Source organism: Methyloligella halotolerans (genome assembly GCF_001708935.1).
Classification (GTDB): domain Bacteria; phylum Pseudomonadota; class Alphaproteobacteria; order Rhizobiales; family Methyloligellaceae; genus Methyloligella; species Methyloligella halotolerans.
The window spans coordinates 160,236-176,480 of sequence record NZ_MASI01000002.1; the positions used below are offsets into that span (position 1 = coordinate 160,236).

Annotated in this window: 15 protein-coding genes and 1 pseudogene; 13 read left to right on the forward strand and 3 right to left on the reverse strand. The window is 62.2% G+C overall.

Going from position 1 to position 16,245, the window contains the following annotated elements; translation table 11 throughout:
* Positions 1 to 93: 93 nt before the first annotated feature.
* Complete coding sequence (locus A7A08_RS05095; RefSeq protein ID WP_069094445.1) at positions 94 to 993, forward strand: hypothetical protein; 900 nt, start codon at positions 94 to 96, stop codon at positions 991 to 993.
* Between the two features lie 6 nt (positions 994 to 999).
* Here A7A08_RS05095 and A7A08_RS05100 read toward each other — a convergent pair whose 3' ends face one another.
* Positions 1,000 to 1,962 (reverse strand): IS1595 family transposase, encoded by a 963-nt coding sequence (locus A7A08_RS05100; protein ID WP_069094675.1) that lies wholly within the window; start codon positions 1,960 to 1,962, stop codon positions 1,000 to 1,002.
* Positions 1,963 to 2,009: 47 nt separating this feature from the next.
* Between A7A08_RS05100 and A7A08_RS05105 the strand changes: the two genes are divergently transcribed.
* Positions 2,010 to 2,303, forward strand: coding sequence for a DUF6471 domain-containing protein (locus A7A08_RS05105; protein WP_245290818.1), 294 nt, complete (start codon positions 2,010 to 2,012; stop codon positions 2,301 to 2,303).
* A 169-nt stretch (positions 2,304 to 2,472) separates the two neighbouring features.
* Here A7A08_RS05105 and A7A08_RS05110 read toward each other — a convergent pair whose 3' ends face one another.
* Entirely contained in the window at positions 2,473 to 3,291 is an 819-nt protein-coding gene (locus A7A08_RS05110) for a DUF3800 domain-containing protein (protein ID WP_069094446.1), read from the reverse strand.
* Positions 3,292 to 3,366: 75 nt separating this feature from the next.
* Here A7A08_RS05110 and A7A08_RS05115 point away from each other — a divergent pair.
* The 9 genes and pseudogenes from A7A08_RS05115 to pyrE form a co-directional block, all read left to right on the forward strand.
* Positions 3,367 to 4,020, forward strand: a pseudogene (locus tag A7A08_RS05115) (ATP-binding protein); the annotation flags it as partial.
* A gap of 158 nt (positions 4,021 to 4,178) precedes the next feature.
* Positions 4,179 to 5,285, forward strand: coding sequence for an OpgC family protein (locus A7A08_RS05120; RefSeq protein WP_069094448.1), 1,107 nt, complete (start codon positions 4,179 to 4,181; stop codon positions 5,283 to 5,285).
* Positions 5,231 to 6,046, forward strand: coding sequence for an SGNH/GDSL hydrolase family protein (locus A7A08_RS05125; protein ID WP_069094449.1), 816 nt, complete (start codon positions 5,231 to 5,233; stop codon positions 6,044 to 6,046). The genes A7A08_RS05120 and A7A08_RS05125 overlap by 55 nt, the downstream gene beginning before the upstream one ends.
* Before the next feature lie 79 nt (positions 6,047 to 6,125).
* The gene (locus A7A08_RS16730; RefSeq protein WP_245290819.1) at positions 6,126 to 6,584 is read left to right on the forward strand and encodes a hypothetical protein; all 459 of its coding nucleotides are present in this window, start codon (positions 6,126 to 6,128) and stop codon (positions 6,582 to 6,584) included.
* Positions 6,581 to 8,518 carry an ATP-binding protein gene (locus A7A08_RS05135; RefSeq protein WP_069094451.1) on the forward strand — a complete coding sequence of 646 codons (1,938 nt, stop codon included), beginning with the start codon at positions 6,581 to 6,583 and terminating at the stop codon, positions 8,516 to 8,518. The genes A7A08_RS16730 and A7A08_RS05135 overlap by 4 nt, the downstream gene beginning before the upstream one ends.
* Positions 8,519 to 8,885: 367 nt before the next feature.
* Positions 8,886 to 9,743, forward strand: coding sequence for a l-ornithine N(alpha)-acyltransferase (olsB, locus tag A7A08_RS05140; RefSeq protein WP_069094452.1), 858 nt, complete (start codon positions 8,886 to 8,888; stop codon positions 9,741 to 9,743).
* A gap of 97 nt (positions 9,744 to 9,840) precedes the next feature.
* The gene (gene hrcA / locus A7A08_RS05145) at positions 9,841 to 10,938 is read left to right on the forward strand and encodes a heat-inducible transcriptional repressor HrcA (RefSeq protein ID WP_069094453.1); all 1,098 of its coding nucleotides are present in this window, start codon (positions 9,841 to 9,843) and stop codon (positions 10,936 to 10,938) included.
* A 78-nt stretch (positions 10,939 to 11,016) separates the two neighbouring features.
* Entirely contained in the window at positions 11,017 to 11,688 is a 672-nt protein-coding gene (gene grpE / locus A7A08_RS05150) for a nucleotide exchange factor GrpE (protein ID WP_069094454.1), read from the forward strand.
* Positions 11,689 to 11,781: 93 nt separating this feature from the next.
* Positions 11,782 to 12,315, forward strand: a complete 534-nt coding sequence (gene pyrE, locus A7A08_RS05155; protein WP_069094677.1) for an orotate phosphoribosyltransferase — start codon at positions 11,782 to 11,784, stop codon at positions 12,313 to 12,315.
* A 58-nt stretch (positions 12,316 to 12,373) separates the two neighbouring features.
* Here pyrE and A7A08_RS05160 read toward each other — a convergent pair whose 3' ends face one another.
* Complete coding sequence (locus A7A08_RS05160) at positions 12,374 to 12,967, reverse strand: alpha-ketoglutarate-dependent dioxygenase AlkB (protein ID WP_425348998.1); 594 nt, start codon at positions 12,965 to 12,967, stop codon at positions 12,374 to 12,376.
* Between the two features lie 89 nt (positions 12,968 to 13,056).
* On the opposite strand from A7A08_RS05160, the gene A7A08_RS05165 reads away from it, so the two are divergent.
* Both A7A08_RS05165 and dnaK read left to right on the forward strand, forming a co-directional pair.
* Entirely contained in the window at positions 13,057 to 13,905 is an 849-nt protein-coding gene (locus A7A08_RS05165) for a methyltransferase domain-containing protein (RefSeq protein WP_069094456.1), read from the forward strand.
* 317 nt (positions 13,906 to 14,222) lie between these two features.
* Entirely contained in the window at positions 14,223 to 16,148 is a 1,926-nt protein-coding gene (gene dnaK / locus A7A08_RS05170) for a molecular chaperone DnaK (RefSeq protein WP_069094678.1), read from the forward strand.
* Positions 16,149 to 16,245: the final 97 nt, after the last annotated feature.

Sequence of the window (16,245 nt, forward strand, 5' to 3'; positions counted from 1 at the left end):
ACTCGTCAACCCCTATCTGACCGCTTATTGCTTATTGCTTGGTGACCTATCCCTGTGTTAGTCATTTGTTCTCCCGCATGGAAGGAGAATGCAATGGCTCGGATGAAAAGCCCGAAATACCCAAACTTCCCGCTCGCGAAGGCCATCAGCCACGTGCAGAAAATTCTCGACGCGGATGGGACGGTTCCATTGCCACGCGAGGTTATCGCTAAGCATTTGGGCTATAGCGGCCTAAGTGGCGCCTCGGACGCGACGATTGCCACAATCGTTCAATTTGGCCTGCTTGAGCGAACTGGTAAGGCGGAAATGCGGTTGTCCCAATTGGCGATGGATATCCTTGTGCCGGAAAACGAGAACCAGCGGCAGAATGCCATCAATCGCGCGGCTCTCAACCCGACCCTGTTCACCGATATTTGGAATCATTTTGACAAGCGCGTTCCATCCCCGGAGGCGTTAAGGGCCTATTTGCTTCGGCGCGACTTCAATAGCAGAGCAATTGATCCGGTGATGCGTTCTTTCGAGCCGACAATCGCAATGTTGAAGCAACAAAGTGCAACGGAAAGTGGTGGCGTTGATGACGCTGAGAGTGAAGAATCGTCACTGCCACCTGATGAGGACGATGTCCCGTTGGGGGTCAGCGCATCCGTTGGCGACTACGTTCAATGGGAAAGTCAGGGTGTGCTGCAATTCAGGCAGCCCAAGCGCGTCAGATGGGTCTCTGATGATGGCGATTGGGTTGCAGTCGATGGAAGCAACACTGGTATCCCTATGAGCGAAATTTCAATCGAGAAGCCCCCGCATGATGCTCGCCCGCCAACCCCGCCGGCAGTCGAGGACGTTCAGCAAGTCGGTTTCACCGAATGGTTCCGCGCCAAGGTGGGGGCAGATAAGCTGATCACCATCAACTACAAGGGCAAGGACGACATTGGTCCCCGCGAGATCGAAAAGATGATTGCGATCTTGGAGGCCCAGAAGGCGGCTCTAGAGGAGTAGTCAGGGTTAGGCAGCCTTGCGCTGCCAATACCCCTTCCACTGCCGCGACTGCGGAGCAACGGCGGCAGCGGCAACGACCATGGTATATTGCGTGCCATTGTCCACACGGCGGAAGTCTTCGCGCCATGCCATCTCTGCGGCGTAAGCGTGCAAGTATCTACCGGCGATTCGGTGATGCGTTCCAATCTCAGCGCGGCGGAGACGGCTAAAGAAGCTCTCTGCCTGATTGGTGCAGGCTCCGTCCATGGAATACGCCAGTTGGTGATTGATCCTCTTTATCGGGAAGTAAGCGGCCAGCTTGTCCCAATGGGAGGCCTCGTCAGCGTGGACGGTCGAGCCGTGCGCTACGTGCGCTTTAACCAGAGCGACGCCTTCGGCTTCACTGCGGGTGACGTGGGTAACGGTACGGCCATTGCGTTCACGCATGGCAACAACCGATTGGCGCTTGCCGGTCTGATTGATGCTCTTGCGACGGTCCTTGCGGTCCTTGCGCTCGTTAGCAGGCTTCACGTACCCGCCGAAGTAAGCGCCATCGACCTCAACATCACCTGAGAGCGCACCGCTTTCGCGAGCAATCTCTATGGCCTCACGGACCTTATGCAGCAGGACGAAGGCCGTCTTGTAATCGACAGAGAGGTCGCGGGAGAGCTGGAGAGCGCTGTAGCCCTTAGCACCGTTTATGAAAACGGCGATGGCAGCGAGGATGTCCCGAACGGCCAGCTTACGGCTGGCGAAGATCGTGCCCGAGGTAATGCTGAATTGCTTGCTGCAAGCCCGGCACTTGTAGACCTGACGAGTCTTGAGATCGTAGGGCTCGCGGCCGCCGCACTGCGGGCAAACCGGGCTACCATCGGTTTCGGCCCAACGGATCTTGCGGAAAGCCTCGCGAGCCTGCGCGTCGGACATGCGCATGACCTTCACCAAGGAAAGGGTTTTCGCGGCGGGGGAGAGGAGAAAGTGCTGAGACATGTCATATCCGATGATGTGTTTCATCAGATATAGGACGTTGATACCCCATGCGCAAGGTATATATCATCGAATGTGAGATTTTTTCTGGAGATTCGATGATGTCAGTCGATAAGCAATCGCCAACGGCTCCTTATGAGGAGCAGGCGAAGCAAATCCTGAAGGCCGAGCTGAAGAGGCGGGGGATAACCTATGCCCAGCTAGCCGAGCGGCTTGGGGCGGTGGGCGCAAAAGAGAGCGAGCGCAACATAGCGAACAAGATAAGCCGGGGTAGCTTCACCGCCGCGTTCTTCATGATGTGTATGGACGTGATTGGGGCGAACAGCCTAACTCTCAAGGCGTAGCTGCTCTGAGATTCATTTTTGATTTGTAAACAAGAGGTTAACAGCTTGAGCGCTAACCCGCTGAGACTCTTGACATATTTCAAAGGACGCCTATATTGCGTATAGGCCTAGCCTGTGAGGTCCTCGTTATGAGGGCTGCTTAAAGCCGGAGGAGACTCCGGCTTTTTTGCTATCCGGAAGGCTGCGCAATATTCTCAAAGCAACTGTATTTTATGCCGAGGTGAGGTCGCTCCTCGTCCGAGATCAGGGCGTCTATAATCTTCTTTCTGGCTACGAGCATTTCATACGGGCGGTAATCCGGCTCATAGCCCCCACGGGCCATAGGATACAGGTACAGATCCGCAAGTTGTGCCATCGCTGACGATTTGTTTTTGAACTTTAAGTCGTAGAGCGTTTCTCGGAGTTCGTCGGCTGTAAGAGCTGTATATTTGGAGGCGTCAGGCCCTCCAAATGGCATTCCATGGGCGCGTAATTCTGCGTAATAGCTACGCAAAGCCCTATCCGCAGTCTGATCTCCAGCTTCAGGATAGACCCGCAACTTTCTCCCTTCGTCTCGCGCGAACTTGGCGGCGCGCTCGCAAAGCACTGAGAATGCCGTTTTGCAGAGCATCCACTGCTGTCTGCCGTACTTCTCCCGGTACCTTCCGTCGTATCCGGGACGGTCAATCACGCAGGCGTGCCCGATCACCGGAACGCTAAGTACAAGCTCACTCAGCTCTTCCATAAAGCGCTGATACTCGTTGGACGGAAGCGTTCCGAGCCAAGCGAAACCGCTGGTTTGACAGCGAATATCAACCGAATGAAGAGGATAGGTAATCCCCCACGCGCGGCAAAACTTGGCGTGGGCGTTCCTTACCTCGTCCTCGCGCTCTTCATCAATTAGGACGCCACCAAGAGCAAACCAATCACGGTACTGTCCCTCGGATGGATTATGGTTCGGGTTTCTAGTGCCCGAATCATCGATATAGAGGCATGCAACCTTTGGCATGCCTGCTCATAGCAATTACTAGTTATAATAAGCTAGCCGAAGTTGCTCACCGACTGGTGAGTTTGCTCCATAACGCCGGAGTTCCATCCCCAGGTGCTGGACGCGCTACGCCAACCGCTGGAAAGCGGGGAATCGGTGATCGTTCGGGCCAATCATCGGGTATCGTATCCTTCGCGCATTCAGCTTGTGGCGGCGATGAATCCGTGCCGTTGCGGGCGTGCCGGCGAGCCCGGCTATTCTTGCCGTCAGGGAAATTCCTGCGCCGAGCGCTATCAGGCGCGCATCTCCGGCCCCCTCCTCGACAGGATCGACATTCAGATCGAGGTGCCGGCTGTGAGCGCAGCCGATCTCGCCCTGCCCGCAGCATCTGAAGGAAGCGCGGAGGTGCGCCGCCGGGTGGTGGCCGCCCGGCAGATCCAGGCGGCGCGGCTCAAGGAGCTCGGGCAGAAGCGGGCCCGGACCAATGCCGATTGCGACGGAACTCTGCTGGAGGAGATCGCCGAACCCGACGGCGCCGGTCTCGCTCTTTTGCGGGAAGCGGCGGAGACCCTCGGGTTGAGCGCGCGGGGCTATCATCGCTCGCTGCGGGTCGCGCGCACCCTTGCCGACCTCGACGGCGAGACGAAGGTGACCCGGCTGCATATCGCCGAGGCGCTCAGCTATCGCGGCGAGACGCTGCGCGGACAGCGTGCCGGCGGACCGGCGCTCAACCGTCTCGCCTGCGCCTGACCCGGATTTACCCTCTCGTCGCCATAGAAAAACGCCATTGTCGCACTGGCATCGCCACGCAGAGCCGTTACACTTCGGCCCTGCCGAGGGGAAGTTTGTGCGGCTGCGGTGCCCGATCCGGGCTCGCCCCACAGTAAAGTCGAAGGTGAAGGGGGCGGATGCGCGGGCCAAACGCTATCGATTTTTGGCGTGGATACGCCCTTATCTGCATCTTCATCGATCACATCCCCGGCAATCCGCTCGAGCGGATCACCATGCGCAACTTCACGATTTGCGATGCGGCGGAGCTTTTCGTCTTCCTGGCAGGCTGGTCGGTTTCGCTTGCGACTGGCGGTCCGACGCGGTCCCATACACCGGGACGGATTACCATCCGTTTCATGTCGCGGATGGTGGAGGTCTACAGGGCGCAGATCACCATCACGGCGATCGCGCTGGCGATCCTCGCCGGAGCCGCGCTCTGGCTGGAGAACAATCTCTACCTGGAATGGCACAACGCCGAACCGGTGTTTACCGCGCCGGTCTGGACCACGCCGGCGCTCGCGCTGATGACCCACCAGCTTGGCTTCTTCAACATCCTGCCGCTGTACGTGGTGCTGCTCGCCATGGCGCCTCTGATCGTGATTATCGGGCGATATTCGCTGACGCTCTGCGCCCTCGTCTCGTTCGCGGTCTATGCGGTGACGCTGACCTTCCGGATCAACCTTCCCTCCTGGCCCTATGCCGGAGAGTGGTTCCTCGATCCGTTTGCCTGGCAATTCCTCTTCACGCTCGGCTTCATCGGGGCCGAACTCTCGGCGCAGGATCGCATCGAGCCCCTTATGAAATGGCTTTTCTGGCCGGCGGTGGGCATTCTCGGGCTGGGCGTCCTGGTCCGCATCACGGGATATTCTCCCGATCCAATGCAGCTGCCTTCGCCGCGTCTGTTTTTTTCGTTCGACAAGACCTATCTCTCTCCTGCAAGGCTGATCAGCCTGCTGGCTTTGGTAATTTGTTTCGCCGGCGCCTATAGCCGGATCGCAGCGTTCAGCGAGCGTCTCGTGACGGTGTTCTCGGAGCTGGGGCGAAACTCGCTGGCGGTGTTTTCGATTGGCTCTTTGTTAAGCCTGATCGGGCAAATCGTGCGGTTCGAGTCCGGTGGGCTGCTTATCGTTGACCTGGCCTATTCCGCTCTCGGAATCGGGCTGATGATATTTACAGCGTGGTTCGTGGAATGGCGGACAAGATCAAAACGGCCACCCTCGCAATCCTCTGCCTCGCCGGCGTGAGCGCGTTCCTGCTACTTGCGCCCGCCGATCCCCTGCAGACGGAGCCGCCTCGCACCGAGTTGCCCAAGCCGAAATATACAGCCGCGCCGAATTGCGTGGGGGACGACGGGCCGCGGCCACAGCCGGCCTCCCTGAAGACCTTTCCCAAGGCGCTCCAATCCGACAATCCGCTGACCGTGCTGGTGGTCGGCCCGGCAGCCTATGACGATGGGCCATTCGCGTCGGAGGAGAGCTACCCCAACCGGCTAGCGCGCTATCTGAAGTCGATCTTCAAGGATCAGAAGATCGAGATCATCTCGCGCAACATCTCGGGCGAGGTTGCCTTCGACGCGGCGGACCGCATGCGCGCCGAGGTCACCGACACCCATCCCGATCTTGTGGTATGGCAAGCCGGATCCGCCGATGCCCTGGCCCGGGTCGATTTGGCCGAGTTCGAGAGCGCCTTCACCGAGACCCTCGACTGGCTCAAGCAGAACGACATCGATGTGGTGCTGGTCGATCCCCGCTACGTGCCGGAGCTCGCCGACGACCCCGCCTACCGCCGGATCGTGGGCGCCATCTGGTATTACGCCGCGACGCGGGATATCCCTCTCGTTCGGCGCTATGACATGATGCGCAGCCTGACCCTGCCGGACGACAGCAACGCCGAGCCGCCCGAGTACCGGCTTACCGCCTTCGATCACCGTTGCATGGCCCAAAAGGTGGCGGAGGTGATCGTCGTGAGCAGCAACGCCGACATGTCCGACAAGCAGCGGCGCTAAAGTCTTTCTCAAGTCTTTTCTGTTTGTTGTTTTCGCTTTGGGCGTTGCTTGACGCTCGTTTATTCGGCGGTGATCGAGTTTGGCGTATCAGGACCACAGCCCGGAGATCGCGGGTCACGTGACGGATCGGGCGCGCCCGATGGCGCGGCTGGGCCGGGCATTCCGCATGGTGACCAACGACGCGCCGATCGTTTCCATCGTTGCCGCTCTGCTTTTCGGGACCCTGAGCATCGCCGCCATCGCCGCGGGCACCATCGGTGTTCTCCTGTTCTTCGCCATGATGACCGGGATGGCGCTTGGCGCCGCGTTCCTCATTTCTCTGCAGACCCGGGAACTCGCCTCCGTGCAGCGCCTCGGCCGGTACGGGCAAGGCGAGGGTTCCAGCCCGGAAGCCCTGGAGGATCTCAAATGGGAAGTGCAGGAGCGCGAGGCCCGCTATCGCGATCTGCTGGACCATCAGGACGACGTGATCCTGCGCCGGGATTCCGACGCAGGCTCACCTTCGTCAACGATTCCTATTGTCGGGTCTTCGGCGTGACGCGGCAGGAGGCGCTGGGCCAGCCCTTCCGGCTGACGCTCGCTGAGGAGCAGGACGCGGATGCCGGGGCATCTTCGCTGCCGGGTCCGATGCCGCGGCGACGCAGCAAGGTCATGCAGCTGAAAACCGCCAAAGGGCTGCGCTGGTTCATCTGGGAGGATTTCGCGATCACCGACCAGAGCGGCGCGCTCACCGAGGTGCAGAGCATCGGCCATGACGTGACGGAACAGCGCGAAGCGGAACGGGCGCTGGCCCAGGCGCGCGACGAGGCGGAAAGCGCGAGCACCGCGAAGTCCCGCTTTCTCGCGTCCATGAGCCACGAGATCCGAACGCCGATGAACGGCATTCTCGGCATGACCGGGCTGCTGCTCGACACCCAGCTTTCGCCGGAGCAGACGACCTACGCGAACGCGATCGGGAGCTCGGCCAAGACCTTGCTGACCCTGATCGACGAGGTGCTTGATTTCTCCAAGATCGAGGCGGGCCGGCTGGAGCTGGAATCGGTCCCGTTCGACATCGCCGAAACCCTGCAAAGCGTGATCGAGCTTCTGGCGCCGCGCGCCCGCGAGAAAGGGCTGACGATCGGCTGGTTTGCCGACCCTCGCCTGCCCCGGACGGCGATCGGCGATCCCATGCGCGTCCGGCAGATCCTGATGAACCTGATCGGCAATGCCATCAAGTTCACCGAACATGGCGGGGTCGGCTTGCGCCTTCTGGCAGGGAGCGGCGCCGCCGGGGCCTCGAGCGTTCCGCTTCGCCTGGAGGTGAGCGACACGGGCCCCGGCATTCCGAAGGACAAGCTCGACCAGATCTTCCTCGAGTTCGAGCAGGCTGACTCGGGGCCAAGCCGCCGGCACGGAGGGACAGGGCTCGGCCTCGCCATCTCAAAGCGTCTGGTCGATGCCATGGGCGGCGAGATCGCCGTCACCAGCGCGCGCGGCGAAGGCACACGCTTCACCGTCGACCTGCCCCTCGATATTCCGGCCCAGGCCGGCGCCATCTCCGACGATTGGCAGAATGCGGAAGGCCGCTCGGTGCTTGTCGTCCTGGAGGGCGGAATGGAAGCGGCGCTTTCGGCTGAGCTTCTGGATGCTCTTGGAGCACAGACGGAGCGCCTTACGGTGGATGCCCTGTCCCAGCTTGGACCGGCCGGACGGCGCGAACTTGCCCGCTTCGACGTGCTGCTGACGGACACGGCGAGCCTGAACCGCCTCGCCTTCGACCTGCTGGAGGTCTTCGGCAAAGGCGAGAAGATCGGGACACGCGAGGCGGACGGTAAGCGGGCCGTGGTCGTGCTCGATCCAAACGAACGACCAGAAATCGACGCCCTCAGATCCCGCGGCTTCGACGGCTATCTGATGCGGCCGATCCGGCCTCGTTCCATGGCGATCCAGCTGTTCGGCGATCCGGCGTCGGAACCCGCCACCGCGCTCGCCAACGCCGAAGCGCCGGAGCGCTTCACCTCGCCGGGAGGGGCGGCGCTCACGGTTCTGCTGGCGGAGGACAACGAAATCAATGCGCTGCTCGCCAAGTCGGTTCTGGAGAAAGCCGGAGCCTCGGTTCGGCGGGCGTCCAACGGCCGCGAAGCGATCGAGCTGGCGCACCAGGCGCTCGATGACGGCGGAGCCGGGTTCGACATGGTCCTGATGGACATCCACATGCCGGAGATGGACGGTATCGAGGCGGCGGGCCGTTTGCGGGCGCTTTATGACGAGGACGCGAAGCCCGGTGCCGGCCGGCCGCCCATCGTGGCGCTGACCGCCAATGCGTTCGCCGAAGACCGCGCCGCCTATCTGGAAGCGGGACTCGACGATTACCTCGCGAAGCCCTTCGAGAAGAACGACCTGCTGACCCTGATCGGCCGCTGGCAGATCGCCGGAGCCGCGAGCGGGGCCGCTGATGCCGAGGCCGCTTCCGGATCGAGCGCCGTCTAGCGCTCCTCCTCCTCGAGGGCTTGGCCCCGGGAGCAACGCCGTGGACCCGACCTCCATGCACAGCCTCGGTAAAATCTGTCATATAGGCTTCTAAGAGGATTGCTATCGGGGCGTCGTTGTGGCCGAATCGTTCTCCTCAGGTGCGTGCCTCGTGAACCCTGGGATTATGGATTTGGCCATTGAGGTGGCGATCCCCACTTTTCCATGGAACGACCCGTGGAATGGGCCGCCGCAGCCGAAACCGATTTAGGCGCTAAAGATCGCGCGGGGGCATGATGTTTCCAGGACTGACTTTCCGGCCCGCCTATGGTGGCGGGCAAGCGTTCGTCGGCCGCAAACGGTTCACTCCTCAGCCTTCCAGGCATTGATGCTTCGGGAGCCGCCGAAGAGCTATGGCCGTATTGGGCCGCTGGAGGTCCGGCTTGCGCGCAAGCGGAGCGATATCCGCCGCGCCCAGCGGCTGCGCTACAAGGTGTTCTACGAAGAGATGTCGGCCCGAGCCGACGCGCTGACCATGCTGTCGCGCCGGGACGAGGATCCCTACGATCCCATCTTCGACCATCTGCTGGTGCTGGACCACACCACCGCCATGGCCAGCCGCGGCTGGCGGCGCCCTCAGGTGGTGGGCACCTACCGGGTGCTGCGCCAGGACGTTGCGGACCGCCACGAGGGGTTCTACACCCAGCAGGAATACGACATCGCCCCGCTGATCGAGGCCAAGAGCCCGGAATACAAGTTCATGGAGCTCGGCCGCTCCTGCGTGCTGAAACCCTATCGCACGCGCCGGACCGTGGAGCTCCTGTGGCACGGGCTTTGGTCCTATGTGCGCGAGAACGGCGTCGACGTGATGCTGGGCTGTGCAAGCTTCGAAGGCATCGATCCGAATGCCCATGCCCAAGCCCTGAGCTTCCTGCATCACACGGCCTTGGCACCGGAAGAATGGCGCGCCCGCGCCCACGACCACCTTCATGTGGACATGGACATCCTGCCGCCGGAGCAGGTGGATATGAAGGCGGCGATGAAGGCCTTGCCACCCCTGATCAAGGGCTATCTGCGGCTCGGGGCCTATGTGGGCGACGGCGCGGTAATCGACCGTCAGTTCGGCACCACGGACGTTTTGATCGTCCTGCCGGTGGAATCGATCCGGTCGCGCTATTTCAGCCATTTCGGAGCGCCGGACTCCTTGGGCTCGGTTCTGCTGCCCACCGGGAGCGCCCTGAACTAGGGTTTTCCTTCGCCGGCCTGCTCGAGGACGGCGATCGGCGGTTGTTCGGCGCGTTACGGGTTTGACGCGCCGAACCGGCGTGCCTAGATTTCAACTCATGCGATACGACGATATCAGCGCGGCGCTCGGTGCCGCGCAGGGCGCCCAGGACGGATTGACCCGGCTGAATGAGCGGTCGCGCGAGATCTTCAAACGTATCGTGGAGACCTATCTCGCCACGGGCGAGCCGGTCGGCTCCCGCAATCTCAGCCGTTCCCTGCCCATAACGCTTTCGCCCGCCTCGGTGCGCAACGTCATGAGCGATCTGGAAGCGCTCGGACTGATCTACGCGCCGCACACCTCCGCCGGGCGCATGCCGACCCAGACGGGCCTGCGTCTGTTCGTGGACGGTCTGCTCGAGGTGGGCGATGTCAGCCCCGCCGAACGCGACCAGATCCAGCGCCAAATCTCCGGCGACGGGAAGCACCGGGCCGTCGAGGATTTCCTCACCGAAGCCGGCGCCATGCTGTCGGGCCTGTCCCGCTGCGCGGGCGTTGTTCTGGTGGACAAGCACACCAAAGCCCTGAAGCAGATCGAGTTCGTGAATCTCGGCGGCGGCCGGGCGCTGGTCGTGCTGGTGGGCGAAGACGGCGAGGTGGAGAATCGGATCATCTCGGTTCCCGCGGATCTGCCCGTCAGCTCGCTGCAGGAAGCTTCCAACTACATCAACGCCCGAATCGCGGGCGCCACGATCCAGGATGCGCGCAAGCGAATCGAGACGGAGATCGAGGAGAAGCGCGTGCAGCTCGACGAGCTGACCGCCCATGTGGTCACCGAGGGGCTGGCCACGTGGTCCGGCGAAGGCGACGGCGGGAAGTCGCTCATCGTCTGCGGCCGGGCGCATCTCCTGGAAGACGTCAGGGCGATGGAGGATCTGGAGCGGGTGCGCCTGCTTTTCGAGGACCTGGACGCCAAGGAAGAGCTTATCCGCCTGCTTGGCCTCGCGGAACGCGCCGAGGGCGTGCGCATCTTCATCGGCTCGGAGAACAAACTGTTCTCGCTGTCCGGCTCGGCCCTCATCGTCTCCCCCTTCGAGGATTCCGAACAGAGGATCGTCGGCGTATTGGGGGTTATCGGACCGACCCGGTTGAACTACGGTCGGATCATTCCGATGGTGGATTACACCGCGAGGCTGCTCGGCCGACTGGTTCCTTAACCTTTGCGGCCTTGATTTATTAGGCTTTGCGGTCGATATCCCCGACAACTCCAGCTTTAGAAAACGATCGGTGCGGCTATGACTGACGAGACGACCGAGCCTCGCGACGAAGACGAGGAGATGAAGGACAACGCCGAGGCGGCCAACGATGGCACCGAGGCAGAGACCTCCGAGGGGCGCGACGACGCGGACCTCGTGGCCGAGAACGCGAAGCTGCGCGATCAGCTTCTGCGGACCATGGCGGATATGGAGAATTTGCGCCGACGGACCGAGCGCGAGAAATCCGACACCTCGAAATACGCGGTGTCCAGTTTCGCCCGCGACGTGCTCACGGTCGGAGACAATCTCCGCCGGACCATCGAACACGTGCCGGCCGAGGCGGCCTCCAAGGATCCTGCGCTCAAGAGCTTCCTGGACGGCGTGGAACTGACGGAGCGCGAGCTGCTCAACATGCTCGAGCGCCACGGCGTGAAGAAGCTCGACCCGCTCGGGGAGCGCTTCGACCCGAATAATCACCAGGCCATGTACGAGGTGCCGAATCCGGAGGTCCCTGAAGGTACGGTGGTGGACGTGATGCAGGCAGGCTATACCATTGGGGATCGCTGCCTGCGGCCGGCGCTGGTCGCCGTGTCGAAGGGCGGTGCGCGCAATCAGCCGCAAGGCAATTCCAAGCCGGCCAATGACGACTATCCGGACGGGTCCGGCGAGGATGGCGAAGCGGTGGAGGATGAAGGGCTCCGCAAGGGCTGATACGCCTCCAAAGACAGGCAAGAAGAAGACGAGGCGTAGAACGTGCCCTTGAAAGCGAAAGAGCGAGACGCGGCTGCAGAGCGCGCGCGTCTCATGGAGATCATCCGCGAGCGGTCCTACGCTTTCGGGGTCAGCGTCACCCTCGCCTCGGGGCGCCAGAGCAATACCTACTTCAACATGAAGCCGACCATGCTTCATCCCGAAGGGGCGTTTCTTTCGGCGGCATTGCTGCTGGACGAGATCTCCAAGCTCGATGCCGATTACGTGGGCGGATTGGAGCTCGGCGCCGTGCCGATCGCTGCCGCGGTCACGGCGCGGAGCTTTGCCCTCGGACATCCCCTCCCGGCTCTCATCATGCGAAAGAAGGCCAAGGATCATGGCACGCGCCAGCGCCTGGAAGGGCTGACCGCAGATGAGAGCCTCGAAGGCAAGCGCATCGTGGTGGTCGAGGACGTGACGACGAGTGGCGGCTCGGCGCTTCAGGCGGTCGAGGCGGTCCGCGAGATGGGCGGCAAAGTCGAGCATGTCGTGACCGTTCTGGACCGCGAAGAAGGCGCGACGGAAGCTCTGAAAGAGCATGGCATCGCGCTGATCTCGATTTTCCAGCAGACGGATTTCACTGGCTAGGCGGGTCTGTCGACTTATGCGGTCGTGATTGCCGGGTTTGCACCCGCGCAATGCCAAGTCAGGCCGGCGTCACCCGCCGCAAGGTGAGATTGATACGTCCGCCTTCGGGCATCAGGTCCGAGCTGCCGGCGACGATACGGTCGATGCCGTGATAGATCAGCCGGTCCTCGCCGCCGAAGATCACCACATCGCCCGACTCCAGCTCGATACGCCTCGTCGGGTCCTTGCGGGTCAGTCCACCGATACGGAACATGGCCGTGTCGCCCAGGGAGACCGAGACGACGGGCGCTTCGAAGGTTTGCTCGTCCTCGTCGCGATGCAGGCCCATCTTGGTGCCCTTGGCGTAGTAGTTGATCAGACAGGCTTCCGGCGGCGCGTCAAACCCCGCCACCTCCTCCCACAGCTTCACCAGAAGGTCCGGAATCGGTGGCCAGGGCTCACCAGTCTCCGGGTGGACGGGCTCATAACGATAACCCTTCGCCTTGTCCGTGAGCCACCCGAGGCTGCCGCAATTGGTCATGCGCACGGACATGGGCTTGCCCGTGCGCGGCATTGTGGGCGTGTAGAAGGGCGCGGCGGCGATGACGCTGCGCAGCTCGGCAAGCAAGGACTCCTGAGCGGGTCGATCGAGCTTCTGTTGCAAATGTTTCACAGGCAATTTGCGGCTCCTCCCTGTCCCGCAGGCGCGATCCGGGATAGTCTGCGGCCTGCGGCAGTTCCAAGCTTCAGGCCCCGATCAGCGTGACCCAACTCGCGGACGAAAACCAAAACGCTCGCGTCAATCTGGACGGCTACGTCCATTCCCGCGACATGGCAGAGTACGAACGGCTGCGCAAGCAAGCCCAGATGTGGGAATCGGCGACGCGCCGGGTGCTCCAGAAGGCCGGACTCTCGCCCGGCATGCATTGTCTCGATGTGGGGGCGGGACCCGGCTCTGTCATGAGCATCATGGCTCAAGGCGTCGGGCCGAAAGGCGCGGTGACGGGGATCGAGATCGATCCGGGTCTCGTTTCGATGGGGCGCGATGCGCTGAAACGACGGGGCGGCGCAAATTTCGAGATCGTTGAAGGCGACATCAACGGCCTCGACGAAATTCCGGGCGCGCCGTTCGATCTCGCATTCTGCCGCTGCTTCCTCATGCATATGCCCGATCCCGCCGAGGTGCTTGCCAAGATGCGGGCGTGGACCAAGCCCGGCGGCGTGGTGATCGCCCAGGAGTACGATTTCGGCAGCTTCGCGGTGGAACCCGACTGCTCCGCCATGGCGGCGTTCTCGGAGTTGTTCGAGGGCGTGTTCGATGCGCACGGGCGACGGATGCACGAGGGCCGGGAGTTGCCCGCACAATTTGCCGCGGCCGGCATGGAGACGCTTTCGGACACGCATTCGGAGGTCCGCTTCCTACCCCTTTCCGAAATGGCCGGCATGCTGCTCGGGGTCTATTGCAGCCTGTTCGATGCGGGCCGGGAGCTCGGGCTCGTGGACGACGCCCAAAAGGAGCAATTCGAGGCCGATCTGCGGGCGGCGAGTGAGAGCGGAGACTATTTCTGCCTCACACCATCCCTGATCGCCGTCTGGGCGGTCGTCGCGTGATTGCTCGTTAAGGATTGCTTCGTAGAACTCACAGCCTCTCAAGGGGCGGAACCCCCGCAGATCCCTAAGCTTCCCATCGGGCTAATCCCTCGGGTTCTATGGGTTAAATCCCTTGGGTTCGTATGGGGTTTTGGGCAGCCACTCGCCTTGCGGGCAACAAAGCCGGCCCCTATATAACCGCGGAAACCCAGTCGGATTTCGGCTGGCTCGCCTAAATGAATTTAGGGGACCGTGCGTCCGCGGAGAGTTTCGATAACGGACGCGTTCACCGGGTGCCATCGGGCCCGGACGGTCTGCCAGAGAAGAGAGGTTTGAACATGGCGAAAGTAATTGGCATCGACCTCGGCACGACGAATTCTTGTGTCGCGGTCATGGACGGCAAAGATCCCAAAGTCATCGAGAATGCCGAAGGCATGCGCACCACGCCTTCGATGGTCGCGTTCACCGAGGATGGCGAGCGGCTCGTCGGTCTTCCGGCGAAGCGCCAGGCCGTCACCAATCCTGAGAACACCCTATTCGCGATCAAGCGCCTGATCGGCCGCCGCTTCGACGACCCGACGGTGGCGAAGGATCAGAAGCTGGTCCCTTATTCCATCGTCAAAGGCGACAATGGCGATGCCTGGGTCGAAGCCCGGGACAAGAAGTATTCTCCCTCGCAGATCTCCGCCTTCATCCTCCAGAAGATGAAGGAGACCGCGGAGTCCCATCTCGGCGAGAAGGTTGAGCAGGCGGTCATCACGGTTCCCGCCTACTTCAACGACGCTCAGCGTCAGGCCACGAAGGACGCCGGCAAGATCGCTGGTCTCGAGGTCCTGCGCATCATCAACGAGCCGACCGCGGCGGCCCTGGCCTACGGTCTCGACAAGAAGGACGGCAAGACGATCGCCGTCTACGACCTTGGCGGCGGCACGTTCGATATTTCGATCCTGGAGATCGGCGACGGCGTGTTCGAGGTGAAGTCGACCAACGGCGACACCTTCCTTGGCGGCGAGGATTTCGACATGCGTCTGGTCGATTATCTGGCCGACGAGTTCAAGAAAGAGCAGGGCATCGACCTGCGCAACGACAAGCTCGCGCTGCAGCGGCTGAAGGAAGCCGCCGAGAAGGCGAAGATCGAGCTGTCTTCGGCTTCCCAGACCGAGATCAACCTGCCGTTCATCACGGCCGACCAGTCCGGTCCGAAGCATCTGACCCTGAAGCTGACCCGCGCCAAGCTGGAAAGCCTGGTCGACGACCTGATCCAGCGGACCATCAAGCCGTGCGAGAACGCGCTGAAGGACGCCGGGCTGAAGGCTGCCGAGATCGACGAGGTCATCCTGGTCGGCGGCATGACCCGTATGCCGAAGGTCGGCGAGGCGGTGAAGAACTTCTTCGGCCGCGAGCCCCATAAGGGCGTGAACCCGGATGAAGTCGTCGCCATCGGCGCGGCGATCCAGGCGGGCGTGCTGCAGGGCGACGTCAAGGACGTTCTGCTGCTCGACGTGACCCCGCTGTCGCTGGGTATCGAGACCCTGGGCGGCGTGTTCACCCGGCTGATCGACCGCAACACCACGATCCCGACCAAGAAGAGCCAAACCTTCTCCACCGCCGAAGACAATCAGAACGCGGTGACGATCCGGGTCTTCCAGGGCGAGCGCGAGATGGCGGCCGACAACAAGATGCTCGGCCAGTTCGATCTCGTCGGCATCCCGCCGGCTCCGCGCGGCGTGCCTCAGATCGAGGTGACGTTCGATATCGACGCCAACGGCATCGTGAACGTCTCCGCCTCCGACAAGGCGACCGGCAAGGAGCAGTCCATCCGCATCCAGGCCTCCGGCGGTCTTTCCGATGACGACATCGAGAAGATGGTCCAGGAAGCCGAGAGCCACGCGGAAGAAGACAAGAAGCGCCGCGAGACCGTCGAGGTGAAGAACCAGGCCGAAGCGCTTGTCCACTCCACCGAGAAGATGCTCGCCGAGCATGGCGACAAGGTCTCGGCGGAAGACAAGGGCACGGTCGAGTCCGCTCTCGCAGAGCTCAAGACCGCGCTCGAGGGCGACGACAAGGACGCGATCAGCCAGAAGGTCGACGCCCTGGCCCAGGCTTCCATGAAGCTCGGCGAGGCGATGTACCAGTCCAATCAGGACGCCGGTGGCGCAGACGCCGGATCCGAGGGCAGCGCATCGTCCGGCTCGGGCGACGAGGACGTCGTCGATGTCGACTTCGAAGAGGTCAAGGACGACGACGACAAGAAGTCAGCGTGACGCTAGTCCGAGAGACGGCCGGGGTTCGCCAGAGCCCCGGCCTCATCCTGCCAAAAGAGACTGCGCCGGGCCGCGTGTCCCTGGCCTGAAGCGCAAA

What these genes read in the sequence shown, in the direction of transcription:
- hrcA (WP_069094453.1), top strand. Translation starts at nt 9,841, where the DNA reads ATGCGATACGACGATATCAGCGCGGCGCTCGGTGCCGCGCAGGGCGCC.
- A7A08_RS05110 (WP_069094446.1), bottom strand. Translation starts at nt 3,291, where the DNA reads ATGCCAAAGGTTGCATGCCTCTATATCGATGATTCGGGCACTAGAAAC.
- dnaK (WP_069094678.1), top strand. Translation starts at nt 14,223, where the DNA reads ATGGCGAAAGTAATTGGCATCGACCTCGGCACGACGAATTCTTGTGTC.
- olsB (WP_069094452.1), top strand. Translation starts at nt 8,886, where the DNA reads ATGCTTCGGGAGCCGCCGAAGAGCTATGGCCGTATTGGGCCGCTGGAG.
- A7A08_RS05095 (WP_069094445.1), top strand. Translation starts at nt 94, where the DNA reads ATGGCTCGGATGAAAAGCCCGAAATACCCAAACTTCCCGCTCGCGAAG.
- grpE (WP_069094454.1), top strand. Translation starts at nt 11,017, where the DNA reads ATGACTGACGAGACGACCGAGCCTCGCGACGAAGACGAGGAGATGAAG.
- A7A08_RS05120 (WP_069094448.1), top strand. Translation starts at nt 4,179, where the DNA reads ATGCGCGGGCCAAACGCTATCGATTTTTGGCGTGGATACGCCCTTATC.
- A7A08_RS05100 (WP_069094675.1), bottom strand. Translation starts at nt 1,962, where the DNA reads ATGTCTCAGCACTTTCTCCTCTCCCCCGCCGCGAAAACCCTTTCCTTG.
- pyrE (WP_069094677.1), top strand. Translation starts at nt 11,782, where the DNA reads ATGGAGATCATCCGCGAGCGGTCCTACGCTTTCGGGGTCAGCGTCACC.
- A7A08_RS05125 (WP_069094449.1), top strand. Translation starts at nt 5,231, where the DNA reads ATGGCGGACAAGATCAAAACGGCCACCCTCGCAATCCTCTGCCTCGCC.
- A7A08_RS05105 (WP_245290818.1), top strand. Translation starts at nt 2,010, where the DNA reads ATGCGCAAGGTATATATCATCGAATGTGAGATTTTTTCTGGAGATTCG.